The organism is Virgibacillus flavescens (genome assembly GCF_050574275.1).
GTDB lineage: Bacteria > Bacillota > Bacilli > Bacillales > Amphibacillaceae > Virgibacillus_F > Virgibacillus_F flavescens.
Genome location: NZ_CP192260.1, coordinates 2095005 through 2111870, shown reverse-complemented (window position 1 = coordinate 2111870; position 16866 = coordinate 2095005). Strand labels below are relative to the sequence as shown.

At 35.7% G+C, this 16866-nt stretch carries 19 protein-coding genes and 1 other annotated feature; all 19 genes read right to left on the bottom strand.

From position 1 onward, the window contains the following. Window positions 1-24 precede the first annotated feature (24 nt). The 19 genes from VBD025_RS10055 to VBD025_RS09965 all read right to left on the bottom strand — a co-directional run bounded on the left by VBD025_RS10055 (window position 25) and on the right by VBD025_RS09965 (window position 16861). Window positions 25-753, bottom strand: a complete 729-nt coding sequence (locus VBD025_RS10055) for a YebC/PmpR family DNA-binding transcriptional regulator (RefSeq protein ID WP_430785039.1) — start codon at window positions 751-753, stop codon at window positions 25-27. 268 nt (window positions 754-1021) lie between these two features. After that, a complete protein-coding gene (locus tag VBD025_RS10050) occupies window positions 1022-1582 on the bottom strand; it encodes a YhcN/YlaJ family sporulation lipoprotein (RefSeq protein ID WP_430785037.1) in 561 nt (186 codons plus the stop codon). An 82-nt stretch (window positions 1583-1664) separates the two neighbouring features. Next, window positions 1665-2411 carry an NAD(+) synthase gene (nadE, locus tag VBD025_RS10045; RefSeq protein ID WP_430785035.1) on the bottom strand — a complete coding sequence of 249 codons (747 nt, stop codon included), beginning with the start codon at window positions 2409-2411 and terminating at the stop codon, window positions 1665-1667. Between the two features lie 214 nt (window positions 2412-2625). Then, window positions 2626-3615, bottom strand: a complete 990-nt coding sequence (locus VBD025_RS10040) for a LysM peptidoglycan-binding domain-containing protein (RefSeq protein WP_430785033.1) — start codon at window positions 3613-3615, stop codon at window positions 2626-2628. Window positions 3616-4110: 495 nt separating this feature from the next. Further along, window positions 4111-5391, bottom strand: coding sequence for a GTPase ObgE (gene obgE / locus VBD025_RS10035; RefSeq protein WP_430785031.1), 1281 nt, complete (start codon window positions 5389-5391; stop codon window positions 4111-4113). Continuing rightward, window positions 5391-5930, bottom strand: a complete 540-nt coding sequence (locus VBD025_RS10030) for a Spo0B domain-containing protein (RefSeq protein WP_430785029.1) — start codon at window positions 5928-5930, stop codon at window positions 5391-5393. The genes obgE and VBD025_RS10030 overlap by 1 nt, the downstream gene beginning before the upstream one ends. 142 nt (window positions 5931-6072) lie before the next feature. Continuing rightward, the gene (gene rpmA / locus VBD025_RS10025; RefSeq protein WP_430785027.1) at window positions 6073-6363 is read right to left on the bottom strand and encodes a 50S ribosomal protein L27; all 291 of its coding nucleotides are present in this window, start codon (window positions 6361-6363) and stop codon (window positions 6073-6075) included. Window positions 6364-6377: 14 nt separating this feature from the next. After that, on the bottom strand, window positions 6378-6707 hold the full coding sequence (locus tag VBD025_RS10020) for a ribosomal-processing cysteine protease Prp (RefSeq protein ID WP_430785025.1): 330 nt from the start codon (window positions 6705-6707) through the stop codon (window positions 6378-6380). A gap of 12 nt (window positions 6708-6719) precedes the next feature. Then, window positions 6720-7028 carry a 50S ribosomal protein L21 gene (rplU, locus tag VBD025_RS10015; RefSeq protein WP_430785023.1) on the bottom strand — a complete coding sequence of 103 codons (309 nt, stop codon included), beginning with the start codon at window positions 7026-7028 and terminating at the stop codon, window positions 6720-6722. Window positions 7029-7042: 14 nt separating this feature from the next. Continuing rightward, window positions 7043-7118: a sequence feature (ribosomal protein L21 leader region), on the bottom strand. A gap of 69 nt (window positions 7119-7187) precedes the next feature. Continuing rightward, window positions 7188-8048, bottom strand: coding sequence for a M50 family metallopeptidase (locus tag VBD025_RS10010; protein WP_430785021.1), 861 nt, complete (start codon window positions 8046-8048; stop codon window positions 7188-7190). After that, window positions 8035-8811 (bottom strand): peptidoglycan DD-metalloendopeptidase family protein, encoded by a 777-nt coding sequence (locus VBD025_RS10005; RefSeq protein ID WP_430785019.1) that lies wholly within the window; start codon window positions 8809-8811, stop codon window positions 8035-8037. Before VBD025_RS10005 ends, VBD025_RS10010 begins: the two co-directional genes overlap by 14 nt. Window positions 8812-8943: 132 nt before the next feature. After that, window positions 8944-9741, bottom strand: coding sequence for a septum site-determining protein MinD (gene minD, locus VBD025_RS10000; RefSeq protein ID WP_430785017.1), 798 nt, complete (start codon window positions 9739-9741; stop codon window positions 8944-8946). Then, the gene (gene minC, locus VBD025_RS09995) at window positions 9734-10420 is read right to left on the bottom strand and encodes a septum site-determining protein MinC (protein WP_430785015.1); all 687 of its coding nucleotides are present in this window, start codon (window positions 10418-10420) and stop codon (window positions 9734-9736) included. The genes minD and minC overlap by 8 nt, the downstream gene beginning before the upstream one ends. Before the next feature lie 44 nt (window positions 10421-10464). Further along, entirely contained in the window at window positions 10465-10998 is a 534-nt protein-coding gene (gene mreD / locus VBD025_RS09990; RefSeq protein WP_430785013.1) for a rod shape-determining protein MreD, read from the bottom strand. Next, window positions 10998-11879 (bottom strand): rod shape-determining protein MreC, encoded by an 882-nt coding sequence (mreC, locus tag VBD025_RS09985; protein ID WP_430785011.1) that lies wholly within the window; start codon window positions 11877-11879, stop codon window positions 10998-11000. Before mreC ends, mreD begins: the two co-directional genes overlap by 1 nt. Before the next feature lie 15 nt (window positions 11880-11894). Further along, on the bottom strand, window positions 11895-12935 hold the full coding sequence (locus VBD025_RS09980; RefSeq protein WP_430785009.1) for a rod shape-determining protein: 1041 nt from the start codon (window positions 12933-12935) through the stop codon (window positions 11895-11897). A gap of 232 nt (window positions 12936-13167) precedes the next feature. Next, complete coding sequence (gene radC / locus VBD025_RS09975) at window positions 13168-13857, bottom strand: RadC family protein (protein WP_430785007.1); 690 nt, start codon at window positions 13855-13857, stop codon at window positions 13168-13170. 196 nt (window positions 13858-14053) lie between these two features. Continuing rightward, entirely contained in the window at window positions 14054-14986 is a 933-nt protein-coding gene (locus VBD025_RS09970; protein ID WP_430785005.1) for a hypothetical protein, read from the bottom strand. A 156-nt stretch (window positions 14987-15142) separates the two neighbouring features. Then, a complete protein-coding gene (locus VBD025_RS09965; protein ID WP_430785003.1) occupies window positions 15143-16861 on the bottom strand; it encodes a diguanylate cyclase in 1719 nt (572 codons plus the stop codon). Window positions 16862-16866: the final 5 nt, after the last annotated feature.

Genomic DNA, 16866 nt, shown 5'->3' with positions numbered 1-16866 from the left:
ACACTCTATCGTCAGTATCCAGTATTAACTTAGTTCCAAATTATGATGAATATCCTGTACATCTTCATTATCTTCTAACGTATCAATTAAACTAAGCATTTTTTGTTCTTCCTCTTCTGGTAAAGAACTATACGTCTGGGGAATTAATGTCACTTCCGCGTCAGATATCTCAAAGTTTAATTCACTTAAATGATTACGAACAGTTTCAAAGTCTTCCGGTGCAGTAAAGATCTCGTAAGCATCTTCCTCGACAGTGATGTCTTCTGCTCCTGCTTCAATCGCTTCCAGAGTAACTTCATCTTCATCGATTTTTCCATCTTCATTTCCGATTACAATATAGCCTTTGCGATCAAACATGAACGATACACTTCCGTTCTCACCCAGGTTCCCACCGCTTTTCTTAAACGCATGACGTATTTCAGCAGCAGTACGGTTTTTATTATCGGTTAAGATATGCACAATTACAGCAACCCCACCTGGACCGTATCCTTCATATGTGATTTCTTCGAAGCTTGCCCCGTCAAGTGAGCCTGTTGCTTTTTTGATAGCACGCTCGACATTATCGCTTGGCATATTATCAGACTTTGCTTTTTCTACAGCTAATCGTAAAGAAGCATTCGTTGCTACGTCTCCTCCACCTTGTTTTGCAGCTGTATATATATCTTTAGCATGACGCATAAAAATCTTACCTTTTTTTGCATCCTGTGCATTCTTTCTTTTTTGTATATTCTTCCACTTAGAATGACCAGCCATCGGACATTCTCCTCTCTTAGAAAACTCCGGCATTCGTAATTAGATTATAAATAGCGGAGCCTTTCTTTTACTGGTATTTTTTATGTGTAGAAATTTCTTCCTTTACTATATCAAATTTTCCAGTCAGTATAAACAAAAAAATTCCAGAAAACTCGGCGTTTCGCGAAGTCTTAATGTCGATAGCTTTAGTTGCACTTATACAGCAGGTAAGAATTTAAACTTTCTTACCTGCCAAAGTAAAAAACCTTTGTTTGAACACAAAGGTTTTTTACTTATTGCGATTAGGGTTAAATAAACGCATAATATCATCTTTTAGATCATTGGGGAGTTTCGCTTGCTTAAGGCGAGCGCTCAGATTACTCATTCGATCCCAATGCTTATCATCTGTATAAACTACAATAGTTTTATTAGGCTCAAATTTTCGAACTTCATTTTCAATCATTCTGTTCACATCATGGTTGTTATGTTCATTTAGCATTACGGATACTATTACTTTCTCTTCTGATATTGCTACCTGCGCCATCTTGATTTCACGAAGCTTCTTTAAATGGTTTGAAATTTGGATTGATTGCTCATTCGTAAAAATATCAGTGTTGTTGCCCGTCTCAACATCACCTCTATTTATTTCCAGCTGTTGTGTCTGTGGATAACCACCTTGTTCGCCAAGTGACTTTTTACGAATCCCAAGCCGAGCATTACGCTCATTTTCAGTTTCATAATGTAAAGGTTGCGTTTCCGGGCTTGTAGTATTATCCGATTCGTTTTTACCATCATTCGTACAACCAGCGACTAAAACAAATATCGTTAGAAATAGAATTTTTAGTTTCATAAAAAAACACCTCCTAACCATTAGCATGGTTGAAAAAGATGTTTTTTACCCTGGTTAATTATAGGTATTTTTATGCAAATTACTACTTGTCTGCTAACCGGAATTGATTAGCGGCTTTACGTTTATGTTCTGTGCGTTTGTGCATGTTCTCAATAATTTCTTTGTCTTTATTCGGAATTTCTTCACCTTTCAAATAAGCGTCAATTACATCATACGTCGTTCCCATTTCGACCTCATCTGTCTGCCCTTCCCAAAGATCAGCACTTGGTTTCTTATTAACCACTTCATCGGGAACTCCCAGGACTCGGGCCATTTCACGAACCTCTTTTTTTGTGAATTCAACAATTGGTAAAATATCGACACCACCATCACCATGTTTGGTGAAATATCCTGTATACCATTCAGAGGCATTATCAGTCCCTACTACGAGATAATTGTAGTTGGTAGCCAATGAGTATGCTGCACTCATTCGTAACCTCGCACGAAGGTTAGCATTTGCTAATTGATCATTTTTTTCTACCCATTCACCTTTTTGTTTTAATTGATCCTGTATATGTTTATACATGACTGAATGTGACTCAGTTAAATCGATCGTAATTTTATCAATACCACACTTTTCTATCACTTGCTCTGCATGTGTTACACTATCAGGACTGCTGTTTAAAGGCATGATTACACCTAGAGAATGATCAGGCACTGCACGTTTAATTAAATTTGCTACAACTGCAGAATCAAGCCCTCCACTGACCCCTACCAGCAGGCCATCTACTTTTGCTTCTTCTACTTGATCACGCAGCCATTGGACAATGCGTTCAATAGTCTCTTCCATAAAAAAACTCCTATCCGATTATTATTTATGTATAATAATAACATTATTTACGATAAAAAATCACATTAAAAAACTTGAATACGCAGTCATGCAGTTAGAAAACATGGTTTATCGCCAAGCCATATTGGCGAAAGCTGCAGTTGCACTTATGCAGTAAGAAAGTAGTTATATCTGCAAAAAAGAGAGACGATTACAAATTCGTCTCCCTTCTCATTTATTCTTTTTTATTACCTTCCTCATCATCTCTGTATGAAGACATAGGGAATGGCTGAAACCCAGGTGGTTTAGGATTTGGATTGCCGTATCCGTTTCTCATATTATTTGATGACTTCGGTTTGTTATACATTCCGCCATAATTATTTTTCATATCCTTATTCTCGTTAGTATGTTGGACTGGTTTTATAGGCATATCCATCTCCGGCATTTCATTATACATACCCATCATTTGATTTTGAGACTGAGGGGAAGCTCCTGAACACCCACATCCTCCATGTTTATTCATCATTGGCTTTTGTCCCCCCATATGCATTGGTCCCATATTCGCGGGGTGCATTTGGTTCGGGTGCATCTGATGCATTGGATGCATTTGATTCGGGTGCATTTGCTGTGGTTGCATTTGATTTGGATGCATTTGATTCGGATGCATTGGATACATTGGGTAACAGCACATCGGTACCGGCATATGATGTTGGTGTTTCATCGGCATTTGTTGCATTGGCATTTGTTGCATTGGCATTTGTTGCATTGGCATATGCTGCATTGGCATTTGCTTCATTTTTTCATGCTTCACTTCTTTTTTTGGCTGTTCCATCTGAGAAACATTTATATTAGTGAATTGATATGTGTCTTGGTCGTTGATAGGAATATTGTATACTGGCGGATTGGATGGCATTTTTGGCATTTGAGTCGGCATTGTAGGCATCATTGGTTTTTCTTTTATTGGTTTTTCATCTTCCTTGATGACGGGTAATGGTTTAGGAGAAATATCTTTATAAGGAGTTTTAACCTTTTCCTTTTCTGCTGCCTTCATCGCCTCTTTTTTTACAGGTTTAGCATTTGTAGGTACTTTAATTTTCATTCCGGGCATAATCATATCAGGGCTTGACAATTGTGAGTTCATTTCTTTTAATTGCTTAAAATCAACATTATGTTGTTTAGCAATTTCCCACAATGTATCCCCTTTCTTTACAACGTGTATTTTCAAGCTAATTCAATCTCCTCTCTTGACTTGTGTTAACTGGGCTAACCATTCTTTAACAACATATGCAAGAAACCAGAAAAAGTTGAACTATAAAAAGAAATTCTTAATATTATAGAGATTATCCGGAAATTTAAAATTTAACAATCGTTAGAAAACTTCGCTTATTGCCTAGCCTTCATGTCGAAAGCCTAAGTTGCACTTATTCAATAAGAAAGTATTTACTTTCCTACCTGCAAAAAAAACCACCTTATAAAAGGTAGTTTAGTTTGTTAAGAAAGTACATGATGTTTCTACAATCCTCATTCATTGAGAGTGAAACTCGATTTCTTGCTTATGCGCCCACTTCTGAAAAGCCGCCTTCGCTTTTCTTACTGGCTAGCTACGGCTTCCCAGGGACTAGCAGATAGTTGGTTCTGATGAACGTACGGAAAGTTCACCGTACGTTTCACAGTCCCATCTATCTGTACGTCCCTAAACGGGCACCTTCGCTTTTCTTACTTACTCAATAAATTCGAATTCGTAGTCTAATAAACGGATAGTGTCACCGTCTTTAGCTCCTCGTTTTCTAAGTTCTTCATCTACGCCCATTCCACGAATTTGACGAGAGAAGCGCTGAACTGCTTCATCATGGTTAAAGTCAGTCATCTTGAATAATTTCTCAATTTTAATCCCTTGCAAGACATAAGCTCCATCGGGATCACGTGATACAGTAAAAGGAATGTCTTCTTTTTGATAACGATAAACTACTTTCTCATCCTTATCTTCTATTTTGGTACTTACTTTTGGAATTTCGTCTAATCTATCTGCAATTGCAAATAGAACTTCACGAAGACCTTCTTTTGTCACAGCTGATACAGAATAAATTGGATAAGCGCCATCTATTTTTTCTTTGAACTCAACTAAATTATCCTCAGCATGAGGCATATCCATTTTATTAGCTGCAATTATTTGAGGTCGATCAGTTAGTTTAACATCATATTCCTTTAGTTCTTCATTTATTTTAATAAAATCTTCATACGGATCTCTGCCTTCAGTACCAGCCATGTCAATAACATGAACAATTATTCTAGTCCGTTCTACATGTCGTAAAAATTGATGACCCAACCCTATTCCTTCACTTGCACCTTCAATTAATCCCGGCAAATCTGCCATAACAAAACTACGGTGATCGTGTGTTTCCACAACGCCTAAGTTTGGTGATAGAGTGGTGAAATGATAATCAGCAATCTTTGGCTTTGCAGCACTAACAACTGATAATAGAGTTGATTTACCCACACTTGGGAATCCTACTAACCCAACGTCAGCAAGGAGTTTTAGCTCCACCTTTATATTTCTTTCTCTACCAGGTTCACCATTTTCAGCCAAATCAGGAGCTGGATTACGTGGCGTAGCAAAACGTGTGTTACCACGTCCACCTCTTCCTCCTGTTGCAATAACAGCGCGCTGCTGATGAGCGGTTAAATCCGCAATTATTTCATTGGTATCCTCGTCCAAAACTGTTGTCCCAGGTGGAACAGAAACAATTAACGGTTCAGCATTTTTACCATGCTGTGTTTTACTCATTCCATTTTCTCCACGTTTCGCTTTGAAATGTTTATTGTAACGGAAATCCATTAAGGTATTTAGACCTTCATCAACTTCAAAGATAACATCTCCACCGTTACCTCCGTCACCACCTGCCGGACCACCCATTGGTACATATTTTTCTCTACGATAGGCCACGAGTCCGTTGCCTCCATCGCCTGCTTTTATAAAAACACTAACCTGATCTACAAACATTATTTTTCACCTTTTCTGTTCCATGGGATAATAATACTTAAGGAAATTTGATAATCACTGATTTCCTGTGTAATATTCCTGTTTTCGATTACTGCTTTTTTATTGATTTTATCCGAAAATGCTCCATACAAAGTTAATACAACTTGAATTTCATGCTTTTCCGGTAAATATGTTAAGACAAAATCACCTTCATATAATTCTTCTTCACTTGTATACTTTTGGAAATGATTCACACACCATCTGCAGTGTTCAGTGATTTTCTCATCTATCTCTGAAATATCAATATGCTCATTACGAATAGCGTATGTAAACCGATAGTTTGGATGTATAGAATTAAATGGTATTAACCAAAGTGTAAGTGCTGGGGCATTTAAATTCATAAGTTTGCGTTCTTCGTCAAAATGTTCCATATAGGTTGCAAGCTTCTCTTTCACCTTTTCCAATTTCCCCATACTAGTATAAGCATGAACAATTTGCAAATCGTTCATTATATCGTGTCGGTAATAGCGCAGTAAATTCATAACCTCTTTTTGCTCCACTAATATCCCTCCATTGATATGAAAAGTATAGCAGAAATTTATTAAAAGCGTAAGCATATACAAACAATGAACCAATTATATAGCGTGAACTAAAAAATCAAAAAAACTCCAATCCTTAATAGATTGGAGTTTTACACGTGATTTATGCTTCTTTAGCAGACGGATAAACACTAACCTTTTTACGATCACGACCATAGCGTTCGAATTTTACGATACCATCAGTCTTTGCAAAAAGAGTGTCATCTCCACCGCGGCCTACGTTTTCACCTGGATAAATTTTAGTTCCGCGTTGGCGGTATAAAATAGATCCTCCAGTAACAAACTGACCATCTGCACGTTTAGAACCTAGTCGTTTAGAATGAGAATCACGACCGTTTTTTGTACTACCTGCACCTTTTTTCTGTGAGAAAAACTGTAAATCTAGACGTAGCATATTGCTGCACCTCCTTATTTACTTTCTATCGTAATAAATTGATTGTATTCCTGTTCAATTGTTTCCAGTGAGATAATCATACTTTCGAATAAAAGCTGTATTTTCTCCAACTTATCATTTTCTATATAATCTGGGATTGATACATTAAGATATCCACCATCATTTGCCTGTTCAATTTCCAAGTCAGTATCACACAATTTTATTACTGCATTAACAGCACCAAAAGATACTGCAGATACACCAGCACATACTAAATCATAACCATAAGGGCCACTATCAGCATGTCCTGAAATCCTAAATGCATGAATTTGATTTTCTTTACGTTTAACAGTGACTTGAATCATATACACTTACCTTTATAGATTAATTTTATCAATCACTAATTTTGTATATGGTTGACGATGTCCTTGCTTACGATGATAGTTCTTCTTCGCTTTGAATTTGAAAACAGTGATCTTCTTTTGACGACCATGCTTCTCAACTTTAGCTGTTACTGTTGCGCCACCTACGTATGGAGCGCCAACTTTAACATCATCTCCACCAACAAAAAGAATTTTATCAAAAGTAATAGAATCATTTGTTTCTCCAACAACTTTTTCTACATAAATCTCTTGACCTTCTGTTACTTTAATCTGCTTACCACCTGTTTCGATAATTGCGTACATATACTGCACCTCCCTAACTGACTCAGACTCGCCATTCAGGTACTTTTATTAAAAAAGTTTAAGACCTGTTCTGTGCGGTTGTAGCATTTGGTGCTACGATGAATAACGTATTGATATTATCATGTTAATGTACAGTCTGTCAAGCATCCTCACATTAATTTAACCAGTACGTTCTATATCTTCAACTGTTATATTGTAGTGTTTCTCCTGAAAATAACTTCTGAGACATTCTCTCTCATCTATACTCGTCTCACGACCATCATCGTAAGTAATATGAATGGTATGTTTTTTTCCTCGAATAAACAATGAAAATACTTCAAATAATGTGCAGTCCTTAGCCACTTTAATTGAAGTAGTTTTTCTTGCATCGTTTTCCTTGTAAAAACGATTTGATAAAAATCTGAGAAAAACGTAGTAATGCTGCTTCCACTCGGTACGATTTTCAACCAAGATAAATAGCATGATAAAAACTGCACTCATTGTAAAGGGAAATACAACTAATTGAATGAATAATATACTAGCAGCAATGCATATCGATGTCAAAACCATAATCCGATGAGCTTTTTTAAAAGGAATTAATCCTGATAAAATGGTAAAGACAAACTTACCGCCATCAAGCGGCCAGACTGGCAGTAGGTTAAATAACAGTATTACATTATTGTAGTAAATAATGATTTCCATTACGGAATACGGAATAATGCCCATAGGGGTAACTATAATTATAAAAAGATATATAAATGCATGCTGGAACGGTCCTGCAATACTCACTAGAGCTTCTTCGTATACAGGTCGGCTTCCGTGTTCTTCCGTATCCATTACACCACCAAAAACCCAAAGCGTGATACTGTTTATTCGCCATTTAAAAGAAATCGCCATTAGATAGTGTCCTAACTCATGAAACAATACTATTCCCAGCATAATCACTATTTCCATAAAAGTCCCCGTAATAAATCCAATAAATAGAAAAATGATTAGTAGAGGGTGAATATGAATAGTTGGTAATATCTTAAGGAAGGTCATCAACTTCAATCACCTGAACAGGATCTACATATTCATCATTTTTCTCAATGGCGAAATATACACTTTCACTAACTTCAGTTGGTACAAACTCACCAATCACTTGATTACTGTCTACAAACTCATACAAATGAACATTAATAGAACTAAGAAATCCATAAGTTGATGTGCTTCCATTAGCATGCTGAACCATAATCGTCTTGTCAGTTTCCTGATCATTTCCTGCAAAAATAATTACACCTGAATTCAGCACGGATACAGAAGACTCTTCGCCAGGTGAAATTAGAACACCTTCTCCATTTGCCTGAAAAGACTCTGATATATTCCCGGAAACGGGTAGTGCTAATGTTGCATCCTGGTTAGTATCACTATTTTGTTCCGGCGTTAAAGCTAGCGGTGTTCCGAGCGTCTCTTGATACCACTGATTTACTTTTGCAAAGGGAAATTCATTAGTCAAAAGACTGCTAGCAACTAGTTGAGGTTCTTCTAATAATTTATTTTCTGTCTGCAATAATATTGCTGTTCCTAAAAATAAGATACCTGATAGAATCCCCTTTAAAATAAACCCTGACACCATTTTACTTTGTAACTTTCCTGGGGATATCGGCTCATTTATCAGTGGAAAGTATCCGTGCTTTTCTTCTTCCTGAACCTGGAACTGAGAAAACTGGTTTTTGTTTGAATCAGTGTTCACCACACCACGTGTTTTTTTTCTGGAATTAATTGACTTTCGAACTTTATTTACTCTGGGATTCAATTGGTTCACCGTCCTTTGTCATACTAGAAACGTATTCTTTTCAATTGTATGAAACAAATGGACAAGATATGTTAGCGTACAAATCAAAAAAGATGCAGGAATAGAAATCTACTCCCACATCTTAAACTATCTGACTTATATTTAAGAACGCATTCCAAAAAATCCTTTTATCTTTGTAAGCATTCCCTTTTCTTCTTCAAGCGATTGCAAAGGAACTGTTTCGCCCAAAATCCTTCTTGCAATGTTCCGATAGGATATTCCCGCTCTTGTATTCGGATTCAACGCAATCGGTTCGCCTTTATTTGAAGCCTTAATCACATCATCGTCATCAATTACTATTCCAATTAAATCCACTGAAAGAATTTGAATGACATCATCAACATCCAACATGTCACCATTCTTCATCATATGACTGCGAATTCTATTGATCACAAGACTTGGTGGATCCATTTCTTCTTTTTCTAATAACCCAATAATTCGATCAGCGTCTCGAACACTTGATTTTTCCGGGGTTGTAACAACTATTGCTTTATCTGCACCAGCTATTGCATTTTGAAAACCTTGTTCAATACCAGCAGGACAATCAATAATAATATAATCAAAGTCCTGTTTCAGTTCTGCAATAATTTTTTTCATTCCATCTGTTGTTAAAGCTGATTTATCACTAGTTTGGGCTGCAGGTAATAATACTAGGTCATCGAACCTTTTATCATTGATAAGCGCCTGTTTTAGTTTACATCTTTCCTGAATAACATCCACAATATCATAGATAATCCGATTTTCTAAACCCATGACAACATCCAGATTTCTTAAACCGATATCGGTATCGATTAAACACACTTTTTTCTCCATTAACGCAAGCGCGGTACCTACATTAGCGGTAGTAGTTGTCTTACCCACTCCACCTTTACCAGATGTTATTACAATTGCTTCACCCATTATTTATTCTCCTCTCGAACCCACTCAAATCAACCTGTTTATGTGAAAGAACTTGCAGTCTATCAATAATAATTTTATCCTGGTCATCATCGATTCGGCCACATTCCATGTATACACCTTCAGATTCATAATCTGGTGCCCGACTTATATAATCAGCAATTCGGAGCTGGTTAGGCTTCATATAAGAAGCCGCAATTATCGCTTCTCGGTTCCCATTAGTTCCAGCATGAGCAATTCCTTGCAAAGTTCCCATAATATATATATTTCCTGTAGCTTCTACCTTGCCACCCGGGTTGACGTCTCCAATTAACAATAAGTCACCTTTTACTTCAATAATCTGACCCGATCGTACAATTCGATTGATTGTCTTCACTTTACTTTCGTCCATCCATTCAAGAGCATCTTCTCTTGAAATAACATCAGACTGAATGGATTCCACATTAAAATGATTACCATCATTAATTACTTCCAATAGTTCAGATTTTTGAAACTGATTTAAGTAGCGATTTCCCAATTTTACTGTAACTGGAACTACGGGTTCATCTTTTTTTGGTCTATTAGTTGATAACTTCCCACTCAGCTCTTTATATGCTTCATCATATGAGCAAACATCATCGATAAACAGAGTAAGCCCATCTCTAGTACCTTTAATAGTAATTATTTGTTTATTGCCTGGCATGATAAGTTCACCTCAATATTCTTCTCTGTCCTGAAAAGCAGCTTTTAACGATTTACAGAAATTTGCTCATCCTGCCACTTTAATAAACGGTTTTTGGTAAAGGGATACAATACTAATAAGAATAGTAAATTAGCTATTACTGTAGGTAATAATCGATAGAGCATATAATCATCAATTAGCATGTCCGTAAGACCTACCACTGAAAAAATAAGATAGATTATAAAGTCCGTCAAAGATATACCAACAATTCCCAGTATTATTGTTACAAGAATGTTTCCATGCAACATTTTCACAATTCCATGAACGACATAGATAACAAATGCATAGGAAAACATGTAAACACCTAATACTCCTGTATAAACTATATCGATTAACATTCCAAACAAAGCACCGTATAGAACGGAAAAGTATGTTTGACTGTTATCATAAAAAATTGCCATAAATAGCAGAAAGACAAATACCCAATGGGGAATGATTAATAAATCACTCATTACAAAATTAGGCGGTAGGAGTTTTATAGCAACACCTTCTAAGATAACAAAGATAAATAAAATGAGTGGGAGGTATAAGCGTTTCATTATTCCTCTTCCTCCTGAATCGTTTCTGATTTATCATTTTCCTGGAGTGTTCGGTCAACTACAATAACATTATTAATCTCAAACATTTCTGCTGCAGGTTCAACTAAAGCAGTACGTGTAAGCCCATACTGATCTGGCACTACCTCTTTAACTTTTCCAATTATTAATCCTGCCGGAAAAACTCCGCCCATTCCTGACGATACAACTAATTCACCTTTTTCAAGATCTTTTTCTGATTCCTCAATGATTTTGAAGTGCAGAGAATTAGTTTCTTCATCGTACTCTTCGATTAAGCCGAATATATCATTTCCTTCTTTTCTAGAAATTGTAGCTGAAATACGATTAAACTGATCAAAACCAGTCAATAATTGCACCGTTGATGAAAACTCAGAAGTGGTTTGGATCTTACCCACCATTCCTTCAGCTGTAATCACTGCCATATTCGTTTTCACGCCATCCTGCAGTCCCTTGTTGATTGTTATCTGTTCCAACCACCGTTCAGGTGTTCTGGAGATAACTGAAGCTTGTATAGGTTTAAAATCTCGAATTGAGTCTGTTTTTTCAAGCGTTTTACTCAATTCCGCGTTATCTTCTTTGATTTCTTGAACCTCATAAATCAAACTTTTGTACTGTGAGAGTTTCTCTTTAAGAATCTGGTTTTCTTTATACGTATCCTTTAAATCATCAATATTGGTAAATATATTTGATATAAAATTAACCGGGGTGTGTACAACACTTTGTGCCCATCCAACTGTGTCTTTTATAAACTGTTCTGGTGTAGTTAATTGATTTCTGCTTTTTAATGAGTATCCAATTAATACTACCAGGATTATAATTCCGATTAATATAATAAATAAACGTTTTTTACGAAAAAACGGCATAATTACACCTACTTTTTAGTCGACAGTTGGACGAGATGAAACATTCGGATGGGATCTGAAATGCTGAATGTATTCTAAAGATTTACCCGTACCAATTGCAACACTATCTAATGGATCATCTGTTACAAAAACAGGCATTTTTGTCTCATCACTAATTACTTTATCTAGATTTTTTAATAGAGCGCCTCCACCAGACAAAACGATACCTCGGTCCATAATATCTGCAGCTAATTCTGGCGGTGTTTTTTCTAAAGTATCTTTTACTGAATTAACAATAGCGGTAACTATTTCCTTTAATGAAGAGGCTATTTCTTCAGTTGTAATGGTAATTGTTTTTGGTAACCCAGTTAATAAATCTCGTCCGCGAATATCCATTTCAACATTATCAACAACTTCACCTGCAGTACCAATATCCATTTTTATTGATTCCGCAGACCTCTCACCTATCATTAAGTTATAATTTTTTTTAATATAAGCAATTATAGAATCATCCATCTTATCTCCTGCTACTCTGATGGATTGACTTGTTACAACCCCTCCGAGGGATATAACTGCTACCTCTGTAGTTCCGCCACCGATATCAACAATCATACTACCTGTCGGTTCCCAGACTGGAAGTCCTGCTCCAATAGCTGCTGCAAAAGGTTCTGCTATTGGAAAAGCATCTTTCGCTCCGGCTTGTTTAGTAGCATCGATTACTGCACGTTCTTCTACCATCGTTATACCGGATGGTACACAAATCATTACATTAGGCTTTCTTGCAAAGAATGAACGGTTTCTCATTGCTTTTTTAATATAATACTTCATCATTATTGCTGTAGTGTCATAGTCTGCAATAACTCCGTCTTTCATCGGCCGAATAACCGATATGTTTCCTGGTGTACGTCCGATCATATTCCTTGCTGAACTTCCAACTGCAGCTATCTGACCTGTCTCGATGTCTTTCGCTACAACGGATGGTTCACGTACAACCACACCTTTACCTTTTACGAAAACAAGGCTATTTGCAGTACCTAAATCTATTCCTAAATCCTGTGAAAAATTAAATATCCCCAAAAAGATCTTCCTTTCCAACTCACGATTCGTTGTCATATGTAGTATTACTATATCGATTTAAAATAGTTTATGCAACGTGTTTCCTCTATAAAACTATGTACTAATACCATAAAATAAATCTCCATATGTTTGTTTGAAATCTTAATAAGCGCCAATTTCAATATCTATTGAAAAAAGGCGCTCTTTTGACTGTACATATAATTATACGAAAAAAACACAAAAATAGATAGTGTTATAAGTACCCTTTTTCTTTAAGTGATACAAATTTGCGATCTCCTATAATTAAATGGTCTAACAGTTCAATACCTATCATTTTTCCTGATTCAACTAAACGGCGGGTAACATGGATATCTTCTTGGGAGGGAGTAGGGTCACCTGAAGGGTGGTTGTGTGCACAAATAATGGAGGCTGCAGATCTTTTGACAGCTTCCCGATAGACTTCTCTGGGATGAACAATAGATGCATTTAGGCTACCAATAAAGATTGTCTGGTTATGAATAATTTGATTCTTCGTATTTAGAAACAATACTACAAAATGTTCCTGGTGCAAATTTCGCATTTCCTCCATTACATAATCTGCGCCATCTTCTGGTGATCTGATCACATATCGTTCATTGGGCTTATATTGATTCATTCTTTTACCAATCTCAATGGCTGATAGGATTAATACACCTTTGGCTTCACCGATTCCTTTTATAGCCATCAACTCTTCTATAGTTGCATCTTTTAACAGCTTCAATCCTTCAAAATGCATTAGAATCCGTTGAGATAAAGTCATAACCGATTCTTCCTTGGTTCCAGTTCCTAATAAGATTGCTAGTAGTTCCTGATTAGATAAATGACTAGATCCAAGCTTCAGTAGTCTTTCTCTAGGGCGATCTTCTTTTGGCACATCTTTTATCATAATAGATGGTATAGTCATGATATTCCTCCTTTAAAAGATGAGAATATCATAGCGAGGAATGATGTTTTAAACAAATAGATGAAATTCTGTTATAGACTTTAACAGTATTAGGATAAATGAAAAGTCGCCTTAGGAAAAAACTATTTTCAACCGTAATTTCAACTGTAAAACGTATAAATTAATGTTTGACGAAACAAGTTACACTCTATTATCTTTATTCCATTACAAAGTTTTCATAATGCTTCCATATCTCCAGCAGAAAAATTGGGTACATGCTTTCTTTCGAATCAGTTAATTGAGTGACTAATCCTTTAACATTAGAGTAGAAAGAAGAAGAATTTTTTCCACCTTCAGGATAATCCGATAGCCACTTATTCCAATCACTAGTTGAGATTGTTTGATTGCTCGAAAGTATCTTCAGCGAGCTGTTCCACAGTTCTTGATAATTAGTTATCCATTGGTTTTCCGCTTCAGTAAGCTCCACTTCAGCTTCTCCAACACTCCATTTTTTGACGTAAGTTTCTAAATTTGCTTCTTTATACATTGTTTTCAAGCTATCGGATTGCTCTTTCGTTTTCGTAATGTTAGTAAAAAGGTAAAAGTTATTGTCTCGCTTCCAAAGCATCGTTGGAAATCCTGGAACGTTAAATGCATCCTGAATTTCTTTCGCATTAGATTCTTCACTGAAAAGCCCGCCCTGTAACACATATGCTTCAAGTTTTGGCAACGTAAAAGTTGATAAATTCGCAACAGTAACTTCTTCTCCTAAATTTTTCGAAGAATCAATTGCTGAATTTGTATCCGATGTTCCCTTTCCTTGAACTGGAGGAGTATCAATATTCGTAAACATATTTAACATGAATATGCCTAATCCTATTCCCAGTAGAATTGCAGAGAGAGCAGCAATAAATATATGTTTATAGGTTTTTTTAATCTTTTGTTTACTAGTTTTTACAGGCACTTCTTCTTCAAAAGTATTTTGTCTTATATAAGTGGGGATTGGATCTTTATCATTACTGTCTTCCTTCGCGGCGGCCGATTCATTGTTCTCGTAAACGTTACGAAGGTTTTTATCTGGATTTTCATCTTTAGTAAGTTTAGTTTTCTTTCCGTCCATCCATACAATTATCGTTTTTCGATTATCCATTATTTCCCCCTCACTTCCCTAGTTTTCTATACTCTATCATATGAAAATTGAAAAGTAAGACGAGAATTGTCACCTGTTATTAAAAACTATTCAACAAAAACTGCATGAATTTAGTAACTAAAAAATACACAAGCTTAATCACTCGTGTATCATTACTTAAATCGTTTGCAATTCCTGATAGACCGCTACTCTATTTCTTCCTCTTTGCTTTGCTCCAAGGTACATTGCACGGTCCGCATGTCTGACTAATTCGTTTAATGATTCACAATGATTCGGATATGCTGCCACACCAATACTTGCTGTAATATTAACTTCTACTGTGTCATTGTGCGGCAGAATATGATTAGAAATAATAAAAGGTTCTTCGGCAATCATTGTTCTGATAATTTCTGCTATTTCATTTGACTGTCTCAAACTGTAGTTAGGTAGGGAAATCACAAATTCCTCTCCACCGTATCTGGCAACTAATCCCCTATCACCAATAAATTTCTCTAAACGAATCGAAAACTGACATAAAATTTCGTTTCCAGCTTCATGTCCGTATGTATCATTTACTTTTTTAAAATAGTCCAGATCCAATAATATTAATGAGTAAACACTCTTATCATTTATAGTTTGGCCGGCTTTTTCCACAGCATTATTAAAAAAGCGATAATTATATAGATTTGTAAGTCCATCCTTTTCACTATTTTCTTTTGTAGCTTCATAGTTCCTTGCATTCTCCATTGCAACCCCAAAATAATTGATTAGGATATCCAGAATTCGGAGATGGATTTTTTTAAAGGCTTTCTTTTCTTTTGATACAATTGTAACCACACCTATTATTGCATTATTATATTCTACTGGAATGGATAATACACTTTCCATCTCAGAAGGAATTTTTGAAGACTTTATTTCATCCCATTCTCTGGCATTGTTATAAATTATTGGTTTTCTGTTTGCCCATACTTTACCACTAAATGCTTCGTTTTTATTTAATATCTGTTTGGATGGTTTTAGTTTGGTATTTAAATCATAACAACGCATTAATTCAAGATGATCATTAACCACCATATAGACATAAGCACAATCCATTTGAATCAAATGACCAAGTTTTTCAGTAAATACATCGTAAACTTCACTTACTTTCATTTCTTTGGTTAACTGGTGACCAATTTCCCCGGTTTTTTGCAAATACGTATTTACTTCCTGATACGAGTATAAAAGTTTAAGAATTATCGATATCATAACAAATGGAATTCCCATATAGAATATAGCAATTCTTCCTATTTCAGTATATAAAACATATAAAACAAACCCTACCGGTAAGACTATAAGCGAAAATTGTATTTCCCATAAAAATCCTCTATCAAAAAACTTACCTTTTCTATTATAAAAAAATCGATTAATAATCTTAATTAACAATTGGTTAACTATGAAAACAGTTATTGCATAGCCGAAAATGGCAGTGATATCCTGAGGATTTGTGATATTAATAGCCGTATGATCCCCACCAAGCAACCAAAAAACAAATGCACCTATTAACGAGATCATGGTAAACATAATTAAATTCATTGGATATCGATAATATTCCTTTTTACTAACGCCAACTCGTGCTAATACGAGTAAAATTGCTATCTGGGTTAGTACCATCTCCACAAAAAGTCCAAAAGATAGAAATACCGCAATGCTTATACCGTTTATAAAGAAAACTGGGGAATTATTAATAACTAGAGGAAACCATGCAACAACACACATGAAAACTCCAAATAAAATAATATCAAGAACATATCCCTGTATATTTAAATAATTATAATTATATGAGGTTAAAAGACAAAGTGGCCAAAATAGTGCCCAAATAATCAACAATATATTAATCTTCATTTCAGAAACCATAGTTG

Bases quoted from the DNA above. Each gene is read 5' to 3' on its own strand.
- VBD025_RS10055 (WP_430785039.1), bottom strand. From the start codon at position 753: ATGGCTGGTCATTCTAAGTGGAAGAATATACAAAAAAGAAAGAATGCA.
- VBD025_RS10050 (WP_430785037.1), bottom strand. From the start codon at position 1,582: ATGAAACTAAAAATTCTATTTCTAACGATATTTGTTTTAGTCGCTGGT.
- nadE (WP_430785035.1), bottom strand. From the start codon at position 2,411: ATGGAAGAGACTATTGAACGCATTGTCCAATGGCTGCGTGATCAAGTA.
- obgE (WP_430785031.1), bottom strand. From the start codon at position 5,391: ATGTTTGTAGATCAGGTTAGTGTTTTTATAAAAGCAGGCGATGGAGGC.
- rpmA (WP_430785027.1), bottom strand. From the start codon at position 6,363: ATGCTACGTCTAGATTTACAGTTTTTCTCACAGAAAAAAGGTGCAGGT.
- VBD025_RS10020 (WP_430785025.1), bottom strand. From the start codon at position 6,707: ATGATTCAAGTCACTGTTAAACGTAAAGAAAATCAAATTCATGCATTT.
- rplU (WP_430785023.1), bottom strand. From the start codon at position 7,028: ATGTACGCAATTATCGAAACAGGTGGTAAGCAGATTAAAGTAACAGAA.
- VBD025_RS10010 (WP_430785021.1), bottom strand. From the start codon at position 8,048: ATGACCTTCCTTAAGATATTACCAACTATTCATATTCACCCTCTACTA.
- minD (WP_430785017.1), bottom strand. From the start codon at position 9,741: ATGGGTGAAGCAATTGTAATAACATCTGGTAAAGGTGGAGTGGGTAAG.
- minC (WP_430785015.1), bottom strand. From the start codon at position 10,420: ATGCCAGGCAATAAACAAATAATTACTATTAAAGGTACTAGAGATGGG.
- mreD (WP_430785013.1), bottom strand. From the start codon at position 10,998: ATGAAACGCTTATACCTCCCACTCATTTTATTTATCTTTGTTATCTTA.
- mreC (WP_430785011.1), bottom strand. From the start codon at position 11,879: ATGCCGTTTTTTCGTAAAAAACGTTTATTTATTATATTAATCGGAATT.
- radC (WP_430785007.1), bottom strand. From the start codon at position 13,857: ATGACTATACCATCTATTATGATAAAAGATGTGCCAAAAGAAGATCGC.
- VBD025_RS09970 (WP_430785005.1), bottom strand. From the start codon at position 14,986: ATGGATAATCGAAAAACGATAATTGTATGGATGGACGGAAAGAAAACT.
- VBD025_RS09965 (WP_430785003.1), bottom strand. From the start codon at position 16,861: ATGGTTTCTGAAATGAAGATTAATATATTGTTGATTATTTGGGCACTA.